Origin of the sequence: Paenibacillus puldeungensis, from assembly GCF_042678945.1 — a bacterium.
Classification (GTDB): Bacteria; Bacillota; Bacilli; order Paenibacillales; family Paenibacillaceae; genus Fontibacillus; species Fontibacillus puldeungensis.
On sequence record NZ_JBHTLM010000006.1, the window covers coordinates 153,469 to 174,119 of the forward strand.

The 20,651-nt window shown below is 49.0% G+C and carries 19 protein-coding genes; 11 read left to right on the forward strand and 8 right to left on the reverse strand.

The window, feature by feature from the left end:
* Positions 1–58 precede the first annotated feature (58 nt).
* Both ACFQ3W_RS10700 and ACFQ3W_RS10705 read right to left on the reverse strand, forming a co-directional pair.
* Positions 59–1,138 carry a tetraprenyl-beta-curcumene synthase family protein gene (locus tag ACFQ3W_RS10700; RefSeq protein ID WP_379319215.1) on the reverse strand — a complete coding sequence of 360 codons (1,080 nt, stop codon included), beginning with the start codon at positions 1,136–1,138 and terminating at the stop codon, positions 59–61.
* Between the two features lie 91 nt (positions 1,139–1,229).
* The gene (locus ACFQ3W_RS10705; protein ID WP_379319216.1) at positions 1,230–1,553 is read right to left on the reverse strand and encodes a hypothetical protein; all 324 of its coding nucleotides are present in this window, start codon (positions 1,551–1,553) and stop codon (positions 1,230–1,232) included.
* 136 nt (positions 1,554–1,689) lie between these two features.
* On the opposite strand from ACFQ3W_RS10705, the gene ACFQ3W_RS10710 reads away from it, so the two are divergent.
* Positions 1,690–2,862, forward strand: a complete 1,173-nt coding sequence (locus ACFQ3W_RS10710; protein ID WP_379319217.1) for an MFS transporter — start codon at positions 1,690–1,692, stop codon at positions 2,860–2,862.
* 113 nt (positions 2,863–2,975) lie between these two features.
* Positions 2,976–3,623, forward strand: a complete 648-nt coding sequence (locus tag ACFQ3W_RS10715; RefSeq protein WP_379319218.1) for a nitroreductase family protein — start codon at positions 2,976–2,978, stop codon at positions 3,621–3,623.
* A 74-nt stretch (positions 3,624–3,697) separates the two neighbouring features.
* Here the strand turns inward: ACFQ3W_RS10715 and ACFQ3W_RS10720 are convergent, their stop codons facing one another.
* The 4 genes from ACFQ3W_RS10720 to ACFQ3W_RS10735 all read right to left on the reverse strand — a co-directional run bounded on the left by ACFQ3W_RS10720 (position 3,698) and on the right by ACFQ3W_RS10735 (position 7,081).
* A complete protein-coding gene (locus ACFQ3W_RS10720; RefSeq protein WP_379319219.1) occupies positions 3,698–4,591 on the reverse strand; it encodes a hypothetical protein in 894 nt (297 codons plus the stop codon).
* A gap of 17 nt (positions 4,592–4,608) precedes the next feature.
* Entirely contained in the window at positions 4,609–5,685 is a 1,077-nt protein-coding gene (locus ACFQ3W_RS10725) for a DNA glycosylase AlkZ-like family protein (RefSeq protein WP_379319220.1), read from the reverse strand.
* 34 nt (positions 5,686–5,719) lie between these two features.
* Positions 5,720–6,682, reverse strand: coding sequence for a helix-turn-helix transcriptional regulator (locus tag ACFQ3W_RS10730; RefSeq protein ID WP_379319221.1), 963 nt, complete (start codon positions 6,680–6,682; stop codon positions 5,720–5,722).
* A gap of 201 nt (positions 6,683–6,883) precedes the next feature.
* Entirely contained in the window at positions 6,884–7,081 is a 198-nt protein-coding gene (locus ACFQ3W_RS10735; protein WP_018750471.1) for a cold shock domain-containing protein, read from the reverse strand.
* 241 nt (positions 7,082–7,322) lie between these two features.
* Between ACFQ3W_RS10735 and ACFQ3W_RS10740 the strand changes: the two genes are divergently transcribed.
* The 9 genes from ACFQ3W_RS10740 to ACFQ3W_RS10780 all read left to right on the forward strand — a co-directional run bounded on the left by ACFQ3W_RS10740 (position 7,323) and on the right by ACFQ3W_RS10780 (position 16,967).
* Complete coding sequence (locus tag ACFQ3W_RS10740; RefSeq protein ID WP_379319222.1) at positions 7,323–7,556, forward strand: hypothetical protein; 234 nt, start codon at positions 7,323–7,325, stop codon at positions 7,554–7,556.
* A 15-nt stretch (positions 7,557–7,571) separates the two neighbouring features.
* On the forward strand, positions 7,572–7,742 hold the full coding sequence (locus ACFQ3W_RS10745) for a hypothetical protein (RefSeq protein WP_379319223.1): 171 nt from the start codon (positions 7,572–7,574) through the stop codon (positions 7,740–7,742).
* A gap of 195 nt (positions 7,743–7,937) precedes the next feature.
* Positions 7,938–9,728, forward strand: a complete 1,791-nt coding sequence (gene pepF / locus ACFQ3W_RS10750; RefSeq protein WP_379319224.1) for an oligoendopeptidase F — start codon at positions 7,938–7,940, stop codon at positions 9,726–9,728.
* A 78-nt stretch (positions 9,729–9,806) separates the two neighbouring features.
* The gene (locus tag ACFQ3W_RS10755; protein ID WP_379319225.1) at positions 9,807–10,145 is read left to right on the forward strand and encodes a LapA family protein; all 339 of its coding nucleotides are present in this window, start codon (positions 9,807–9,809) and stop codon (positions 10,143–10,145) included.
* A 51-nt stretch (positions 10,146–10,196) separates the two neighbouring features.
* On the forward strand, positions 10,197–11,240 hold the full coding sequence (locus ACFQ3W_RS10760; RefSeq protein ID WP_379319226.1) for a M42 family metallopeptidase: 1,044 nt from the start codon (positions 10,197–10,199) through the stop codon (positions 11,238–11,240).
* On the forward strand, positions 11,227–12,012 hold the full coding sequence (locus ACFQ3W_RS10765) for a hypothetical protein (protein WP_379319227.1): 786 nt from the start codon (positions 11,227–11,229) through the stop codon (positions 12,010–12,012). Before ACFQ3W_RS10760 ends, ACFQ3W_RS10765 begins: the two co-directional genes overlap by 14 nt.
* Complete coding sequence (locus ACFQ3W_RS10770) at positions 11,996–12,115, forward strand: KxYKxGKxW signal peptide domain-containing protein (protein ID WP_379319228.1); 120 nt, start codon at positions 11,996–11,998, stop codon at positions 12,113–12,115. The genes ACFQ3W_RS10765 and ACFQ3W_RS10770 overlap by 17 nt, the downstream gene beginning before the upstream one ends.
* A gap of 162 nt (positions 12,116–12,277) precedes the next feature.
* Positions 12,278–12,778, forward strand: a complete 501-nt coding sequence (locus ACFQ3W_RS10775) for a MarR family winged helix-turn-helix transcriptional regulator (RefSeq protein WP_379319229.1) — start codon at positions 12,278–12,280, stop codon at positions 12,776–12,778.
* Complete coding sequence (locus tag ACFQ3W_RS10780) at positions 12,759–16,967, forward strand: acyl-CoA dehydratase activase-related protein (protein ID WP_379319334.1); 4,209 nt, start codon at positions 12,759–12,761, stop codon at positions 16,965–16,967. Before ACFQ3W_RS10775 ends, ACFQ3W_RS10780 begins: the two co-directional genes overlap by 20 nt.
* A gap of 80 nt (positions 16,968–17,047) precedes the next feature.
* On the opposite strand, the gene ACFQ3W_RS10785 is transcribed toward ACFQ3W_RS10780, so the two are convergent.
* Together ACFQ3W_RS10785 and ACFQ3W_RS10790 are read right to left on the reverse strand one after the other, a co-directional pair.
* Positions 17,048–18,439 (reverse strand): MATE family efflux transporter, encoded by a 1,392-nt coding sequence (locus ACFQ3W_RS10785; RefSeq protein ID WP_379319335.1) that lies wholly within the window; start codon positions 18,437–18,439, stop codon positions 17,048–17,050.
* Positions 18,440–18,680: 241 nt separating this feature from the next.
* A complete protein-coding gene (locus ACFQ3W_RS10790) occupies positions 18,681–20,645 on the reverse strand; it encodes an ABC-F family ATP-binding cassette domain-containing protein (protein ID WP_379319230.1) in 1,965 nt (654 codons plus the stop codon).
* Positions 20,646–20,651: the final 6 nt, after the last annotated feature.

Here is a 20,651-nt window from a genome sequence, read left to right on the forward strand (position 1 = left end):
TCGATAAAACTCACTTCGTAAGCGTCCGCTTAGTTTTGTTAGGATAGCTTCTTTACACTCATAAATGTTTGCGAATCCAGAGACTATTGGCGAAGAAGAATAAACGCATAAGCGGACTCCTTCTCATTAAGCGTTTGGATACCTCGCGGATTTCCTCCTGCTGGCTCACCTTCGGATCGGATAAATATAGGGCAAGCAGCCCTTCGATAATCATCCGGTGAAACGAAGATGCCGGCAATTTCTGGATGTCCCTTCGCGCTCCCTCAACGATGAAGGCGATTCGTCCCAGCATCGTTTCTTTATTTTCATAATAACTGCAAAAATTCAGATCCCCGCCAAGCTCGTCCTCCGCCTGATCAATCAAATAATCAAGCATAATATGTAGCCCGCATACATGGGGGAAGTAAGCGTCATGGATGACCTTCGCGCTCGCTTCATCCAGCCCTTCGTTCCCGGCTGCCAGAAACAGCATAAATACGCCAAGCGTCGAACCCGTCGCCGCAGCAAACTCATTCCAACGCAGCTCCGGCGCACGATTCTCATGATGCTCCCACCAGCTTAACAGCTTGGCTTCACGAAGCTTAGGGTCGATATGCTTGTATACCTGAAGATCGGTATATAACCCTACCAAATCCATGATGAACGGCTTAGCCGAGCGGTACCCGGGGAGCTCCGCGATGTTATCCCGGCAAGCTTGCACCAATCGGTGCAGATAACCTCCATCTTGCTGCTCCTCGCGCAGCGCATAATAATTTTGCAAAGATGTACTTGGATTTACCGCGTCCAACATGCTCTGATGCAACAAGCGAAAATCATCCTCCGCCTTGGAGGTGCTTCGGTCACACAAATTATCCAAATAATCGCTGATTGTTTGAAAAGCAACGATTAGTGGAATTAATATGTGGCGCAACGGCAAATTGGCCGCCGCATAAACCGCTCCGCCCTGACAGTGAAACTCTTTACTAGCAATACTGGCAAGCGCTTGTTTTCTCAGCTCCATATCGGGTATCCGCTCCGCGTCCTTTTTCCAGCAGTCCAATTCATGCCGCACGTCAGGTAATATATATTTGTACACTCGGCTCATCAGCCTAATCGGCTCTTTCGGATACTGGTTTCGGATCTGCTCAAGTTCAATCAATGGCCTGCCTCCGCTTGTGTTATGAAATAATGCGTGCTGAAAACCATTCTATATTATAATATGTTCCATCTTTTAGTACAAATAAACAAAATCACAAATGTGTTTTAATGGAAGGCTCATCCTGAGTGGTACGATACCAAATATGCAAATCGTTGATCCTGCTGGCTAGCTCGGCAATTTCCCCATTAAGCCTGCAGCTCTTTTCAAAATCCGGCTCCTCATTCATCTCTCCGAGCTTCTGTTCGATCGTATGTTCCAGCAGCATAACCTTGCTCGGAATCCGGCCGCGGATATCCTCCCAAACCTCAATCAGCAATAGCCGTTCCTTTAATGCATAGTCCTCAAAAGGACGATCCAGCGCCGGAACATGAATATCCAGCCGTGCATCATACGCAAAACCGATAAGGTTCATCATAAAGCTTCCCCCCAAAAAAATTAACAAGCCAGTGAAGAAAGTTTTCTCGTTGATGATTCGTTTTTCTGTTATACTATCGATACCTTTGCCTTAGGGCAATAAATATTCACGAACGAAATGGAGCTTTGACCTTATCATGAGATCATCCTTGACCGCTAGGCCCGACGTGAATCTGCTGAGATTATTTACCTTTACAGTATACGGAACAACGGTCCTGGTTTCATCTTATTTCCCGCTTTTTTATGCACAGCTTGGATTTTCCAGCAGTCAGATCGGTTTATTGTATGCTCTAGGGCCGATGATTTCCCTATTCTCCAATTTGCTGTGGAGCCTGCTCAGCGACCGATACCGAACCGTTAAACGAATTCTGATCCTTCTTTATCTCGGACAAATCGCGTTAACGTTTATTTTATCGGAGTCCACCAATTTTTCGATCATCATGGCCGTCATCACGTTATTTTACTTTTTCTATTATCCCGTCATGCCGTTAACGGACACGATTGCCATCGCCACAGCCCAAAAAAAGCAAGTGAACTTTATTTCCATCCGATTGTTCGGGTCGTTTGGCTTTGCTTTTTTTGCCATCGTTATAGGCTACGTGCTTACTAGGGTTGGCGCATCCAATACGATGTGGGTGTCTATAGCGATCGCCAGCATTTCCCTTTGCTTCGCCTTATTTATCAAAGATCAACCCACTTCTGTAGCAAAACTGAACCTGTCAGGAATTTGGGGCATTTTACGGCAAAAAGAGCTGTTGTGGTTTTTAGGCTGCGTCTTCTGCCTAGCCATTGGCGTCCGGATGAATGATGCATTTCTGTCGATCACGCTGCACGAACTCGGAGCCGGTGAAAACATTATTGGTTGGGCTATGCTTGCTTCGGCTCTGTCCGAAATCCCTTTTTTCATCATCCTCAGCATCTATGGAGATAAGCTAAAAGAGCTTCCGCTTCTTATCCTTGCCAGCCTGATCTTTGCTGCCCGTTTTCTGCTGATGGGACTCACCCATTCGGCCTATGGGGTACTCGCGATCCAACTGATGCACGGCCTGACGTTCGGCATATTTTATGTTACAGCGATTCGTATGCTGACACGTCTGATCCCGGACGAATTCCGGGCTACCGGGATGGCGATGTATACGATTATGTGGTCAAGTTTGTCAGGCTTGCTTAGCGGTACCTTTGGCGGCATCGTGTTCGAGCAGTTCGGGAGAGAAAATTTTTATCTCGTAGCAGCGGGTTCGGCGCTGCTCGCTTCCGCTGGCTTCGCCAGTCGTTATTTACACCGTAAACAGCCAGGTCCTCAAGGTTAATGGTCTGAGTTGCAGGAGCTGATCTCCTATTCAAAGACTCCTTAATAGGTTATAATATTTATTATTAGATGATAGTACCTGGTATTAAATTTGATAAAGCAGGTGAATAAGAGATGGATTTCGCTTTGTTCCGCGACGTGCTCAAAACTCGCCGAAGTATCCGCGAGTTTACCGAGGAGCGGGTCAGCATTTCTGACATTGAGGATATTATTGATTGCGCACGATATGCTCCAAGCGATACGAACTCGCAAACTTGGGAATTTGTCGTTATAGTTAATTCCGAGAAAATTAAACAAATCGAGCAATTTACCTGGGATAGACTTCATGAAACCGCAGCCCGTGCTACCGAGCAAGGGAAGGAAAGGGAAGCCAAGCTGCTTGTCAAATCGTTCGGCCCTTATGCTACTGCATTTTCCGGGGCTCCAGCCCTGATTGTCTGTCTTTCAACGCCGTACACTTCCAAATTTCGCGAGAAAATATTTGATCCGATTTCATTCGTCGAACCGGAGGTTTGGGAAGAAGAGGGACTGAAGAGCAGCTGTTTAGCCGCGCAAAATTTGATGCTGGCCGCTCACGCCAAAGGCTTGGCGACCTGTCCGATGACGGGACCGGTTCTGCTGGCTGAGGACAAGCTTCGCTCATATCTCGACATCCCGGAAGACCGTGGGGTCAACATGGTTATCGCTCTGGGACACCCGGCAGTAGCTCCTAAGCCTATTCCACGGAAGGAAATCGCTGAAATTTTGAGAATCGTGGATTAATCGAAGAAATCATCTATTATAAATAGAGGCTTCCTTAAGTCACTTTTGGCAAAAGGAAGCCTCTTTTCTAATACCTACAGACAGCCGTATGCTTTCAACGTTTTAAGGTTCGCTACAGTCAGCCATCCGCGCCATTCTTGTTCAACGGCAGGGCTTAATGCCGGGAATGTCAACGGCCACCCTCCGTCTTCCTGCTGGCTGTTTAATAGCCAATCCAAGTGCAAAGCAAGCTCCTGTTCGCTTACAAATCGGGAAGCATAACTGCCAGGAGTAGGAGCATAATCAAGCACCTTATGAACATAACCTGTCGCATCAGGATCTTTCTCAATACCGCTTGGTCCGTTAAGCCATTCATTAAGCATCTCCTGGTACTTAGCAGCACGCTCTTGGTCCGGAACATGCTCCAGAAAGGCGATCCACTGCATTGCATCATGATAATCGGTAGGCAAGCCGTGGTCTAAACAACGCCATAAGAACGAGATATGGCTTTGAAACCAAGTCTCTGCTAAGAAATCAATCCGCTCACGCTGCTCCAAAAGCATACCTATTATGCTGCCTGTCGGATTAAGCGAAGGCTCTCCATCTCGTTCCGTCCGCCACCAAGGCGAGTGCGGATATCCGTTGACCTCCACAGTCGCTCTAGGCAAACCTCCACCTGTTACAGTATTCCCTTCCAAATATCTCAAAACTCCGTCAACCATGTCCGAGCCAAAACCGTTCACTTCCCGAATGATATGCAAGGCTGTCTCCGTAGCTACCGGCTGGCTGTTCGGACAACGCATATCCGGTTCCAAGGCATGGCCGAACCCACCGTCCACATTTTGATACGGCCGAAGCGCACTTAGCACATCTTCACTTGAGCCATTCTCAAAATGATAGGCAAAGCGCATCCGGTCCAGTAACCTGGCATTTGAATATACATACTGTTTACCATGTTCCAGCGCTTTTGCTCCTCTACTTTCCACCATCTTTTCCCTTCCTTCACTTAAATTTCGCTTCCGCTATATCGCAGTATGCGGTGATACTCTGGGCTGTAAATGGCACGAACGGCCGCGATGACCTCATCCTTGCGCAAAGCGGTTTCAGCATCATCCAAATCGATGATTATATCATCCACGTCATAAGGGCCAATCCGCCAGTGTCCTAACACCGCTCCTTGGAACTTACCGTCAACAAGCAAGAACTGAAGCACCTCTAGCCCTTTATACCGGGATTGCAACTCATCCAGGTCGGCTCGTACAAGAAAATCCGATTTATCCAGCATGTACACGACCCGCGGAATCTCCTCATTAAGAGCTGTCTGTTCTGAGAGATTTGCATCCATCCCAAGAATGAACCCTTCTCCCAGCCCATCGATTTGGGCTTGTACCAGTCTCCCTTCCCCCAGCAACCAGGATAGGGTCATGGAGATCGTCTTCACCGGCAGCCCGCTCCAGCTCTTGATTTGCTTCAAAGTAGCAAAAACCATAGATTCAATGAATCTAAGCACCACCGTTGCGAGCGAAGCCTCCTTGCTGGCCGCATCGCTTGGCACCTCAAACCATTCTGTGGCAAACTCCAGCCAACCGGTTTCCCAATCAGTGTCCGTCTGTTCCTCATGCAGCAAGAATGCCATTTGCAGATCCTGTAAAGCTTTTCCGATCTCCCCGGCGGGGTAAGACAGTTCCTCCTTGAGCTGTTCCTTGGTTAGTCCCCCCGACTCCCGAACCGCGATCATGATGTCCTCGTGAATCTGCTTAAATGTGGCCGGAGTTTTGCGGAATGCAGTAGCGTACAGCTTCAAATCCTCCTCAAGGACGTAAGCGATCCTACCCCCGTTGAATCTGCCCTTTATCAGCCGATGGCGCGCCCTCAAGTCGGAGGACATGTTCGTATCGTTATAGGCCGTACGATGAACCAGCCTTGGGGGATCTCCAGGACGTGTGAAATGCACCGGAGCCATCGGCTGCAGCCGACGAAACAGCTCCATATACGCCTCCTCATCCCCCGAATCCTGAAGCGGATAGGTTAATCCTTGTCTGATCAGCCGTTCGGTTAGTACTGCCGTTTGTGTCCACTTCATCGCTAAATCGAAGCCTCCCGTTGTTAAATATGTACTATGTATTGTCCGGTAAATCGTACCCGTATCGCTTTGCTAACGAAACAGCCCGTTCCATGATCTCTTCACGCAAAAGCTTGGGTTCTAACACCTCGGCATCCAACCCTAAGTTGAAAAAAAAGGTTACCGCCCACCCCCATTCCGTATTTGGCAGATGGCAATCGAGCATCCATTCCTCATCGCCCACCTGACAGACCTTATGACCAAGATGTGGATCCTGTTCTGCCAGCAGTGCTCCGCGGTAAGTGAGCTTCACCTGAAGATGAACCGTTTCATGGCTTCCCGTTGTTGTCCTGTCAGCTTTCTCTCCCTCTCCCCCATCCGGGTTAATTTCTGGCGGGGGAGAGGTCTCTTCAATTTCCTCAAAACGGTCGACGCGAAATGTCCGCTTTTCCCCGTGTAGCGGTGAATCTGCTTCACAATACCAAAACCCATGAGCTGCATATATGCGTAAAGGGCGCAGCGTCAAATACCTGCAGTGATTTTGCGAACGGTAAAGGGCTCGTACCCATTGTCCATACGCAGAATAGGTCATTAGTGCATTTAAGTGGGGGGTCTTATAATAGCGCTCAGGCACCTCCATCTCCACATGACGAAGCAGTGGCCCGATTTCTCCCAACATTTGCTCCGGCAGGACCGAACGAATTTTGTCTGTGACAGTCCACCTTGATTGCTGAAAAGGGCCGTCGCTGTATTTGGTCATTGCGTCCAAGGCAAGCAGCACTGTCAGCGCCTCTTCCGAATCGAGCTGCAAGGGAGGCAAGCGATAGCCATCCATTAGCCGGTAACCGCCACCTGGTCCTGGCAGAGCACAGAGTGGAACACCGATTTCTGTCAGGGCCTGCATATCGCGCAGTACCGTCCGCTTGGAAACCTCCAGCTTAGCGGCCAGCGATTGAGCGGTTTCCGGGCGCTGCTGTAATGCCATTACGATAGCCATCATTCGGTCCATTCTTTTCATCCCGCGCATGACCTCCTATTTCACCCTTATTGTAACAGCCTAATGGTGACAACGGATTGTCACGATTTATTGTATAAATCACAATTTTTCATTCGAATATACGTCGTAATATACAAAAAAACACAGCCCTGTAAAGAGCTGTGCCTTTCATTATCGCGCTTGGAACCAAACTTTATAAGGATCCGTTTTTCGGAAGTTTTCTTATAATTTGATTACGTTAGCAGCTTGAGGACCACGGTTGCCGTCAGTGATTTCGAACTCAACAGCTTGGCCTTCTTCTAGAGTTTTGAATCCGTCTCCTTGGATTGCGGAGAAGTGTACGAATACGTCTTCGCCACCTTCAACTTGGATGAAGCCATAGCCTTTTTCTGCGTTAAACCATTTAACTGTACCTTTCAAATGAACAACCTCCTAAAAATAATCGTCATCGTTGACGAATAACCATATTATACTCCATGACCGTGGAAAATACAATGTGTCATTCCCCAAAGATTTACTTCACCGTAGGGTCTATGGAGCTATTGTTTTTATTTGCTTTCCTTCGGGGCGTGAGTTATCATTTTACATAAAAATATTACCAATTATACACCGACTTTAAACTTATGTTGAAGATACGAAGCCAAAGATTGGAGAAGTCGCGATGATCAAAAAACACGAAATTTATAAAAAAGACAAATGGAACATGATGACGGTAGAAGTTCAGGGAAAATATATCGTCCTTCGAGAAATCTCCGATCAATGGGGAGAAGAAACCCATACGTTTTTAAGCCGGCCTGCCTTGATGGATTGGGTGAACCGTCGTTTTCCTAAGGAAGAATATGCCGGTAATGAAGAAGAGTGGAACAGTCTCATGACCGCTTTTAAACAGGTATAGAAACGGAGAATGATCATGAACAGTTCTAACATTCTGATCTTCACCATCTGCGCGTTTGCACTTGGCGGCATACTGATCATGAGCAAGGATAACATTCCGCCAAAAATGAAGCGTGGTCTCGCTTTGACTGCGGTAATTTTGGTGGCAGCCGCTTTTGGTTTGATCATTTACAGCTTTTTAGCATAACTATTGGTATATATTTCCCGCAGCAGTCGGTCATACTAGGAAAATGCCTGATTAAAGGGAGGCTTCCTAGATATGAAAATCGTTCGTTCTATTCCCCTGCTGCTGTCATGCTGTCTTCTCATTTCCGCTGTTCCCAGCGGTATGATTAAGGATCACCACGCTACTACATCACACGCAAATCAAAGGAGGATACCGATGAGCACTATTTTGAAACGTTCCGAAGTGCAGCAAATGGATACTTGGAAGCTGGAGGATATGTTTCCCGATCAACAAGCTTGGGACTCATCCTACAACGAACTGAAGACCTTAAAGGAGAAGGCTGCGGATTATGAAGGCAAGCTGAACTCGCCTGAAAATATTAAAGCCGTTTTTGCCCTGGAGGATGACCTGTCGCTCAAAATTGAACGGCTATACGTCTACGCTCACTTGAGCCACGACCAAGACACAACCAACCCTACATATCAAGCGCTCGTGCAAAAGGCGAAAAAGCTGAGCGTTGAAGTCAACGAGGCACTATCGTTTATTACCCCGGAAATTTTGTCTCTGCCAGAGCAGGAACTCGACCAATTGATCGACAATCCGGAATTGTCCGATTATAAATTTACCCTTCAAGAGATCAAACGTGAGAAAGCGCATGTACTGAGCAAGACAGAAGAAGCGCTCCTCGCCCAAGTCGGCAATCTGTCGCAAGCGCCGCAACAAATTTTCGGCATGATCAATAATGCGGACATGAAATTTCCGAAAATCAAAGACGAGAATGGCAATGAGGTCGATTTGACCCATGGCAGCTACATTCAGTTCCTGGAAAATCCGAATCGCGAGGTTCGGGAGCAGGCGTTCAAAACTGTCTACGAAACCTATCGCAAGCAAAAAAATACGATCGCGTCCACTCTGAGCGCCAACGTCAACAAAAACATGTTCTATTCCCAGGTTCGCAAATACCCTTCCGTTCTGGAAATGTCCCTGTATGGCGACAACATTCCGAAGGAAGTGTATACGAATCTGATTGATACGATTCACGAAAGCCTTCCCTTGCTCCAGCGCTATATGAAGCTGCGCAAGAAGTTGCTTGGTGTAAATGAGCTTCATATGTACGACCTGTTCGCCCCGCTTGTGGAAGAATACAAATGGGATATCACCTATGATGAAGCCAAGAAAACGGTTGAGGAAGGACTGCAGCCGCTGGGTAATGAGTATCTGGAGGTGCTCCGTGCAGGCCTCAAGGACCGCTGGATCGACGTTTACGAGAACGAAGGCAAACGGACCGGCGCTTACAGCTGGGGGGCTTACGGCACCCATCCTTACGTTCTGCTTAACCATAAAGACAACCTCAACAGCATGTTTACACTGGCGCACGAAATGGGTCATGCCCTGCACTCCTATTTCTCGGACGAAGCGCTAAAATACCGTGATGCCCAATACACCATTTTCCTTGCAGAAGTGGCTTCAACGACAAATGAAGCGCTGCTTATGGATTATTTGCTCAAAAAATCAACTGATCCGAAACAGAAGCTGTATCTGCTGACATACTATGCCGACCAATTTCGGACGACTGTGTTCCGTCAAACGATGTTCGCCGAGTTTGAGAAAATCATTCACGAGCGAGCCGAGGCTGGCGAATCGTTGACGCCGCAAGAACTGTCATCCATTTACTATGACTTGAACGTGAAATATCACGGGACAGACATGGTGGTCGATCAGGATATCGAAATGGAATGGGCACGAATCCCTCACTTCTACACCAGCTTCTATGTTTACAAATACGCTACCGGCTTCTCGGCGGCAACCAGCTTCTCCAAACAAATTTTGGAGGAAGGAAAACCGGCGGTTGACCGTTACCTTGGCTTCTTGAGAAGCGGCGGCAGCGACTACTCGATCAACATTTTGAAGAAAGCTGGCGTTGATATGTCCTCACCGGAACCGATCCGCGAAGCGATGAGCGTATTTAAAGAAGTGATCGAGCAAATGGAACAATTAACAAAATAACGAATTGTATTAGTTTGACGAATCCCTTGCCCCAAGCGGACAAGGGATTTTATACTGTTCTAGAAGGAGGTGTTCATCATGAAAATTCAATGGTCCCTGATCCTTGCGCTGGTGTTCGCTTTAATTACTGCTGTCTTTGCCGTTATCAATGTCGAACCGGTGCAGGTGAATCTGCTCTTCGGCTCCGTCAGCCTCCCTCTGATTCTGCTTATTTTAGGCAGCACGCTGCTTGGCGGCATCATCGTCGGCTCCTTCGGTATTTACCGAGGATACCGACTGCAAAAGGAAGTCAAGAGCCTACAGCAGAAACTCGTACATATCCAGGATGCGACCGGTTACACATTCCCCGAGCCTGAAAAGGCGGATGCGTCAAAAACAAAGCCAGCGGCGGACGACATGGACTTGCCTAAGAAATAGCCTGCTTCTATATTTATGAATTAATTATTTTTCCTTAAGGAGGTTTGACTCATGAGTACCGAAATTAAACCGAATGAAAGTTACATTTTAAATTTTCTGAAAACGCTGCTCGATACGCCAAGCCCTAGCGGATTTACCCATGACATTATGAAGCTGATTCAGCATGAAGCCAAGTCGCTTGGCATTCCTTTCTCCCAAAATGAAAAAGGCGGGGCTATTCTTACCCTAAAAGGCCAAGATTCCTCTCGGCGAATTGGGCTAAGCGCTCACGTGGACACGCTTGGGGCGATGGTCCGTTCCGTGACCGAGCGCGGTACACTCGCGATCACCTCAGTGGGCGGATTTATGATGCATAGCATCGAAAACGAGTATTGCCATATTCATACCCGCAGCGGAAAAATATACACCGGAACGATCCTGTCAACGCATCCTTCCGTACACGTGTACAGTGACGCACGCGACTTCAAACGCGAAGAGAAGAACATGGAGGTACGGATCGACGAGCTCGTCGAAAATAAGGATGATGTGCTGAAGCTGGGCATTTCCGTCGGCGACTTCATTTCGTTTGACGCCAGAGCCATCATTACGCCAAGCGGCTACGTGAAGTCCCGCCACCTCGATGACAAAGCGAGCGTAGCCGCTTTGTTTGGCCTGCTCGAATCGAGCAGCCGCGAAGGCTGGACACCGCGGAACGACCTTGTATTCCTCATCTCCAATTATGAGGAAGTCGGGCATGGCGCTGCATGGATACCGGAAGGCATCCATGAAATGATCGCGGTCGATATGGGCGCCATGGGCGATGACTTGAGCTGCAAAGAGACGGATGTCTCGATTTGTGCGAAGGACTCCAGCGGCCCATACGACTACGCGATGACCGGCAAGCTGATCGAGCTTGCGGGAAGCCTTGGCATTCCGTATGCGGTCGATATTTATCCGCATTACGGTTCGGACGCCTCTGCGGCACTGCACGGCGGTAACAATATTCGGGCTGCGCTAATCGGTCCTGGCGTTCATGCCTCTCACGCGATGGAGCGGACTCACAAGCAGGCGATCATCAACTCGACCCGTTTGCTTGCCGCCTATGTCACAAACTAATTGGAAGCGCTGGGGGACGGCCACGGCTTCAACCGCAGCCATTTTCCTCGGCATTGTACTGATGCTGTATTGGGGGAGTCGTTTTCTCCTCCCCCATAATTACTCCTTCCGCGAGGAAGTAGCGACGAACCAGGTTAAGCTGTATTCGCTCATTGTTCGTCCAGAGAACATCCGGCTTCAAGCTGCCGACCGCCCGCTTGGCGAGTACAGATTGTACGGGATCAACGGCGGTTTTTTTTATCAGGAAGCCATTTTATCGATTGCTGTGAATAACGATATCCCCGTTAGCGGAAAGCCAGGCACCTACGGATCAGGTTGGTTTAACGCTAAATATGCTCGCGGTACACTCGTTTGGGATGCGGCCGTACACCGTTTCTCCGTTCAGGTGGTGTCCTCTGCTTCGGAACTCACTGTTACAGATCGCAGAAGTTACTTTGCCCAGGGCGGCGTCAGCATGAACCTGCAAAATGACGCAGGCTGGAGAGCAGCTGTGGAGGCGGAGCATCTGCCGAGCCCGGACGAGGCAAGGCTGCGCTCGGGATTGGTGTTCGACGATACCGGGCGCCTGCATTTGATCGTAACACCAACCCGCTGTACGGCGGAGGAGTTTCGCAGTGCGATCAAGAAAGCCGCAGCCCCCGGTTCCGTAATGGATGGAATTTTCCTCGACGGCGACGGCTCGGCGCAGATGAACGCTGCCGAAGTCAAGCTGTATGGCGACTCGCGAGATCTGCGACAGATCATCGTGATCCGAAATGATAAATCTATATAAAAGCGGCAAGCACTGGATGTACTTATCTAGGGCTGCCGCTTTTTTGATGGATGAGCTGCTTTTTGTGGAGGCTGCTAGGGAGACTTGTCTGAGTTTTAGTTGATGAGTGCAGCCGCTGGTCCACCTGGCTGATTGTGACTCCTTTTTCTATCGAATTCCCCCCTAGTGTTACTTTTCTTACATTTTCCACTCCTACCCCAGTGATATGATTTGTGTATAAAGTTTTATCGTAAAACTAATTTAGACAAGGATAGGTTGTGATTATATGATGACGGCCCCCTTAGATTTATGTGAAGGAATTTGCGAAGCTACGCTGGACATCGCCCACAACTTGGGCAGATTGTTTTTTAATGACGGCGAAAATATTTTGCCGAGCAAATTCTTTATTCTACTGGCCTTATACCGCAACGGGAAATGCATGGTATCGCAAATTGCAGAGCAGGTCGGCCTATCCTCCAGTGCCAATACTATCGCCGTGAACAAAATGGTCAAGGAGGGCTTACTGGAGAGAATCAAAGACGAGAATGATAAACGCATTTGTTGGATCGAGCTCACCGCAAAAGGCAGGTCTGTGCTGGAGGAAATGCTGGAAAAACGAAACCAGGTATTCGTCAAAATTTTAAACGATTTTCCTGAAGAACAGCTGCTTGTTTTCTTTAGTTCACTTCAAACGATACGCGATAAATTTGATAAAACTATGCTTATGGAAGACTCTTACAAAAATATAGGGACTGGTGAATCAGATGCTGCTACAGATCGGACTTGATATCGGCTCAACCACCGCAAAAATCGTGGCCATGCACGATGGCCAAATCGTTCATCAGGATTATATTCGTCATTATTCAGATATAAAGTCGGCGGTACTATCCCTATGGAGCGATCTCAGCAACCGTTTTGCAGATGTACAGGTAAGCGTTTGCATGAGTGGTTCGTCAGGGCTTCAATTATCGGAAAATGCTGCGATTCCGTTTTTACAGGAGGTTGTCGCTTGTACGAAAGCGATCAAGCATATAGCTCCTGAAACGGATACAGCAATCGAACTTGGCGGCGAAGATGCGAAAATCATATATTTCCGCGGTGGAATTGAACAACGGATGAACAATGCCTGTGCTGGCGGAACCGGTGCTTTTATTGATCAAATGGCTGCGCTGCTGGAAACGGACCCTGCCGGACTCAACGAGCTGGCCAGCCGCCACGAAACCATCTACCCAATAGCTTCCCGCTGCGGTGTATTCGCGAAAACAGATGTACAGCCGCTGCTGAACGAAGGAGCACGCCGGGAAGACATAGCAGCGTCCATTTTCCAAAGCATCGTCACGCAAACGATTAGCGGATTGGCCTGCGGCCGCCCAATCCGGGGCAAGGTCGCTTTTCTCGGCGGCCCATTAACGTTTCTCCCTGAGCTGCGCCAGCGTTTTATCGAAACGCTTGGCCTTTCTAAGGATGAGGTCGTTTTCCCGGAAAATGCGCAGTATTTCGTCGCTATCGGTTCCTGTCTGCATAGTATCGATACTACGCCGCTCCCCATGAGCGAATGGCAGCAACGTCTCGAAAATGTTGATTTCTCATCAAGCCGCGAAGGCAGTCACCTCCTGCCTCCCCTGTTTGCTGATGAAGAAGATTTTGCAGCTTTTCAGGCACGTCATGGTGCCGCGAAAGCCCCGCGTGAAGAGCTTTCGAAATACAGCGGTCCCTGCTTTCTTGGAATCGATGCCGGATCGACGACAACGAAGCTGGTACTGACAGGCTCAGACCATCAAATATTACATACCTTCTACGGTGGGAACAAAGGCAACCCCCTCGTTTCCCTCTCGGATGCGCTACGCGAGATGTATGATATCCTGCCGGAGAATTGCTACATCGCCCGTTCCTGCGTTACCGGCTACGGTGAAGGACTGATGAAAGCCGCCTTCCGCATCGACAGCGGCGAGGTAGAAACGGTGGCCCACTATAAGGCAGCCTCCCACTTTATGCCTGACGTAGATTTTATCCTTGATATCGGCGGTCAGGACATGAAATGCATCAAAATTCGCGGCGGGGCGATCGATAGTCTTATGTTGAACGAAGCCTGCTCTGCCGGATGCGGCTCCTTCCTAGAAAGTTTTGCAGGAGCGCTGGGTCTTGAGATTGCAGAGTTTGCCGAACAAGCCTTGAAATCAACCCATCCTGTTGATCTGGGGTCGCGCTGTACTGTATTTATGAATTCCAAGGTCAAGCAGGTTCAGAAGGAAGGCGCCTCCCTGCCCGATCTTTCTGCCGGTCTCGCCTATTCCGTTATCAAAAATGCACTGCAAAAGGTGATCAAAATCCGCAATCCCGAGGATTTGGGACAGCGCATCGTCGTTCAAGGCGGAACCTTCTATAACAATGCGGTTTTACGTGCGTTTGAAAATCTGACCGGCCGACAGGTTATTCGCCCCGACATTGCCGGGATTATGGGCGCTTATGGCTGTGCGCTGATCGCCAGCGAGCAATACGATGGGACATCCGTCAGTCGGTTGCTGCCTAAGGACGAGTTGAACTCTTTTACGTATGAAGTTTCGCATGCCCGCTGCTCGCTCTGCAGCAACAACTGCGCTATGACAATCAGCCGCTTCCCGGACAAGAGCTTTCATGTCAGTGGCAATCGCTGCGAGCGCGGAGCAACCCAGAAGAAAACGAAGAACGATCTGCCGAACCTGGTGGAATATAAGTATGAGCGGATGTTTAATTACAGCCCGCTTACGCCGGAACAAACCGTTCGCGGCACAGTTGGCATCCCACGTGTGCTGAACATGTTTGAAAACTACCCATTTTGGCATACGTTTTTCACAAAGCTGGGGTACCGGGTAGTTTTATCACCAAAATCATCGAAAAAGCTGTACGAAACCGGAATGGAGACGATTCCTTCCGAATCGGTATGTTACCCGGCCAAACTGGCGCACGGACACATACAAAGCCTGATTCGAAGCAAGGTTGATTTTATATTCTATCCTGCTGTCATATATGAACGAAAAGAAGATACTTCGGCCGACAATCACTTCAACTGTCCCGTTGTAGCCTCCTATCCGGAGGTGATCCGGACCAACATGGATGGCCTGAAGGAGAGCGGCATTCCGCTGGTCAGTCCATTTTTAAACATCGACAATATTACGGCGGTGAAAAAGACGCTGCTTGAGACCTTCCCGGTCATTCCAAAGGAAGAACTCATATCCGCGATTGACGAGGCTCAGTTAGAAGCAGAACGAGCGAAGCAAGATATTCGTTCACAAGGAGAAAAGACGCTCGCAATGCTGGAGCGTACTGGGACTAAGGGGATTGTATTATGCGGGCACCCGTATCACAGTGACCCGGAAATCAATCACGGCATCTCCGAGCTGATCACCGGCATGGGACTTGCGGTACTGACGGAAGATGCGGTTTGTCATTTGGGAACAGTTAAAGATCCTTTGCCTGTCGTTAACCAGTGGATGTATCACGGCAGAATGTACCGAGCCGCCTATTTCGTCTGCGAACGGGATGATTTGGAGCTGGTTCAGCTTACCTCCTTTGGCTGTGGCATTGACGCTATTACCGCGGACACCATCCAGGATATTCTGGATCGGCATAACAAAACATTTACGTTAATCAAAGTTGATGAAATAAGCAATTTGGGGGCTGCACGCATACGGCTGCGGTCGCTGCTGGCCGCCATGAAGGAACGGGAGCAGGCCCGCATTACATCCGGTGTTTCGTCCGTACCGGCTGCCCCAGTCTCTTTTACCAAGGAAATGAAAGAGGAGTATACCATTCTTGCTCCGCAGATGTCCCCGATTCATTTCGAGTTGTTTGAAACGGTGTTTCGCGATGCCGGCTACCGGCTAAAGGTATTGAAAAAGGCGAGTAAAGAGATGACGGACGAAGGCTTGAAATTCGTCAACAACGATGCTTGCTATCCGGCAATCGTGACCATTGGGCAGATCATGACGGCGCTGCGAAGCGGGGATTACGATCCGAATCGAACCGCGGTCATTTTAACCCAGACCGGCGGAGGTTGCCGGGCAACCAATTATATCGCCCTTCTGCGTAAAGCGCTGAAGGAAGCCGATATGGCGCAAATCCCGGTGATTTCGTTGAACGCTTCCGGGATGGAAAGCCAGCCGGGCTTCAAACTGAATCTAAAACTCGTCAATCGGTTGATTGCCTCAGCTTGCTATGGTGACTTATTGATGCGCTTGCTATACCGCTTCCGTCCTTACGAGCTAAGAGCTGGCGATGTGGAGCTACTGTTCCGTAAATGGATGGTGATTTGCAAAGACTCTCTTCACCGCTTCTCCTTCAAAGATTATAAGGACAATATTCACATGATGGTCTCTGAATTCGAGGCGCTGCCGCAAACAGGGGAAACAAAACCACGGGTTGGCATTGTTGGAGAAATTCTGATCAAATTTCATCCCGACGCCAACAATCAAATCGTGAAGGTGATTGAGGACGAAGGCGGCGAGGCGGTTGTTCCGGATTTTCTTGATTTTATGTTCTACTGCTTATACAACCCGATTTACAAAGCGGATCATTTGGGAAAAAACAAAATGCTCGGATTCCTGAACCCCATGGTCATCCGTTATATGGAAATGTACCGTAAACCGATGAAGCGGGCTCTTGAGGCCAGTCGCTTCCTAAAAGCACCGGAGAGCATTTATGAACTTGCGGCAAAAGCCGGCCGTCTCGTGTCGATCGGCAACCAGATGGGCGAAGGCTGGTTCCTCACCGCCGAAATGATGGAGCTGCTGGATAGCGGGGTAAACAATATCGTGTGCATTCAGCCATTTGCCTGCCTGCCGAACCATATTACCGGGCGCGGGATGGTTAAAGGACTGAAAAACTTATATCCTGAAGCTAACATCGCTGCAATCGACTATGATGCGGGAGCCAGCGAGGTTAACCAAATCAATCGGATTAAGCTCATGATGTCGATCGCAAGCGGCGTACTTTGCTAGAGTCATAAAATCAAAAGCGGCCTTCGTCCAATGAAATTGGGTTGAAGGCCGCTTATCATTTTGCCAGTATGAAAATCTGCTTATTCCACCAAACGATGCTGGTACCATTTTTTGCCGAAATATCGCTTGATAAAAATAGCTCCTCTTATGCCCCATTCGAAATCCATTGCCAGCCATACGCCTAATATGCCAAACGGGAACACTACCCCGAGGATGTAACCTAACACCACACGAAACAGCCACATGGACAACATTGCCACAATAGATGTGAACTTCGCGTCTCCCGCAGCCCGCAGCCCCGATGGAGTAATGAAGCTGATTGGCCAAAGCGGGATTTGCATCAAAGTGTTAATGAGCACAATCCAGAAGATGTCGTCTACAATTTCGGCCGGAGGAGCAAATAATGAAACGAGCGGATAGAAAAAAGGCATGATCAAAATTCCCATGACAACGAAGGAAAATGAAGCGAGCCATATAAAGGAACGGATAAACTTTTTGGCGTCATCGATTTCATTTCGTCCAATGCACTGCCCGACAACTGTTACGATCGTAATCGACAGCGCGTTCGCCGGAATCTGAAAAACGCCGGCAATCGAAGCGCTGATCGCATTGGTAGCAATCGCATACGTGCCCAAACCTACGATAAACGTTTGCGTGAGCAATTTCCCACCGTTAAAAAAGAGCTGCTCCGCGGCAAACGGCACGCCGATGAACATAATTTTTTTCAGCATAGACCACTTCACGCGAAGGGTTTCCCGAATCCGAAAATGCAGGGATGTTTCCATCTTCACCAAATAATAAATCGCACAGGCTGCCCCCAAATATCGGGCGATATTAATCGAGATGGTCATGCCGAGAATTCCCATATGCGCCACATTGATCAAAACGAAGTTTAAGAGCACGTAAGTGAAGTTTAAAATCAGCGAGAGCGCGAGTGAAGCCCTCGTTTTCCCGATCCCACGAAGTACCCCGCTTACAGCCTGAACGATCGCAATCCCGCAAAATGATATGCCGCTGCCAATCAAATAGGTCCGAGCATTGTTGTAAACATCGGCTTCCGCTGAACCAAACAGCAGCTTTAAGGTTGGATTATGTAATACGATCACGAACAAACTGATAAATACCGATAGCAGAAAAACAGACGAAACCGACCCCGCTGCCGCCTTGGATACCATTTGGTCGTTCCGACTGCCTTTATACTGAGCCACTACAACTGTTCCGCCGGTGGCAACCGCGACAAACACGTTGACGAGGAAAATGTTAAGGGCATCAACCATATTGACCGCACTGACGGCGGCAACCCCCGATGAACTGATCATCGCTGTATTGATAAGATTGAGGAGAATGATAAACGCCTGGTCGATCAAAACCGGGAATGTTAAAGAGATAATCTGGTGATAATCAACGGATTCCCCGGAAAAGTGCTTGTTCAGAAACTTATGAGTCCTGTCGCTTAGTTGTTGTCCACTAATCACATCATCACTTCTTTTTCATTGGTGTCGTTGTATCTTTTAGAAAAAAATAAAGACCCTTCCATAGAAGAGTTTGGCTGATCCAGATAAACTTTTTTAGGCTATTTCTGTCGTCCCCAATATGCACTATGATGTATTATATCATATTTTTGGAAATTTTGATTTCCAACATGTAGAGATTTGATGAAATGATGATAAAAAGGAGCTGAACATCAGCTCCCTTTAGAAAATACTTATTGAATTATGAATTCCGCTGGGCTTCAATTTTCTCCGCCAGCTCATTCAAGTATGCCCAACGCTCCATCAGCCGCTCCAGCTCGGCTTCGGCAGCCTGCTGCTTCTGCATCAGCTCCTGCAGACGGACAGCGTCGCTAGCTGCAGTCTCCATCTCTGCGGTGATTTTGGCAAGCTGCTGCTCCGCCGCTTCTACCATGCCATCTATGGCTTCGTACTCCCTCTGCTCGTTATAGCTGAACTTCAATTTTTCGTTTCGGGACATATTTCTGCTGCTGTCTCCTGCTGCATTTTGAACCGAATCCGCGGCGGATGCCTTGGACTTAGCCGTCTCCCCTGCTTTGCTGCGGCCTATTTCCTCTGAACCACCAGCGCTTCCTTGCACCCGCTCCTCATAGTCACTATAGTCGCCAACATGAACGGCCACGACCCCGCCGCCTTCAAAGGCCATAATTTTATCCACGGTTCGGTCCAGAAAGTAACGATCATGGGATACGGCAAACACAGCGCCGGGAAACTCATCCAAATACGCCTCCAGCACGGTCAACGTCTGAATGTCGAGATCGTTCGTTGGTTCGTCCAGCAGGAGGACGTTTGGGGCCCCCATCAATACGCGAAGCAAGTACAGCCGCCGCTTCTCACCGCCCGACAGCTTTGCGATCGGAGTCCACTGCATGGCCGGAGGAAACAAGAAGCGCTCCAGCATTTGAGCAGCGGTTATCCGCGTACCATCAGCCGTGGTGACCACTTCCGCCTCCTCCTTGATATACTCAATCACCCGCTGGCTTCCGTCCATCTCTTGATGCTCCTGGGTAAAATAACCCAGCTTCACCGTCTGACCGATAACGATTTCGCCTTCATCCGGCTGTATTCGACCCGCGATCATGTTCAGCAAGGTCGATTTGCCGCTCCCGTTAGGTCCAACGATGCCGACTCGATCACCTGGAACCGCCGTATAAGTTAAATCCCCAATGAGCAGCCGATCTTCCACCGATTTACGCAAGCCTTCAATCTCCACAATCTTGCGGCCAAGACGAGTTGATGCGACCGAAATATCCAGTGAATCGCTTTTGTATTCGGTTTTGGCAGCCTGCAGCTTCTCAAAGCGTTCAATTCGCGCTTTCTGCTTCGTTGAGCGTGCTTTGGCTCCGCGGCGAATCCAGGCAAGCTCCGTGCGCAGCAGGTTTTGCCGTTTCTGCTCGGACGCAGCCTCCCTCTCCTCGCGTTCGCTCTTCAGCTCAAGGAATCTACTGTAGTTCGCTTCATAGCGGAACAACCTTCCGTGATCCAGCTCCAGCATGACACCGCACACGCGGTCCAGGAAATACCGATCATGTGTAATCAGGAGAAGCGCCCCGCGCCGCCGCTGCAAAAATGTCTCCAGCCAAGTGACGGTGTCATTGTCAATATGGTTCGTTGGTTCGTCCATAATGAGCAGCTCGCAAGGAACAATCAGCGCGGAAGCGAGCGCTACCCGTTTACGCTGACCTCCGGATAAACTCCCCATACTCTGGTTGAAATCCGTTATGCCTAATTTGGACAGTACGCTCTTCGCTTCGCTCTCCAGCCCCCACGCATCCTGCTTGTCCATCTCCTGGGCAAGTCGGGTCACTTCGGCCTGCAGTTTCGCGTCGCCAGGTTTATGCTCCAGCAGTTCCTCGGCCTCCATATAGGCCGATACGACTTGGAGCTTCGGCTCGCTCCCTTGAAATACACCACGCAGAACCGTTATGTTGGGATCATATTCCGGGTTCTGGGCGAGAAATGTTACCCGTACTCCGCGGTTAACGGCGATTTTCCCCTCATCGGCTTGCTCCATACCGGCGATCACCCGTAGAAATGTTGATTTACCCGTTCCATTCACACCGATGACGCCGATCTTATCATTTTCTTCCATACCGAAAGAAACGTCCTGAAACAGCACTTTCTCTCCGTAGCTCTTCGTGATATGTTCTACTGTTAATATATTCATTCAGGA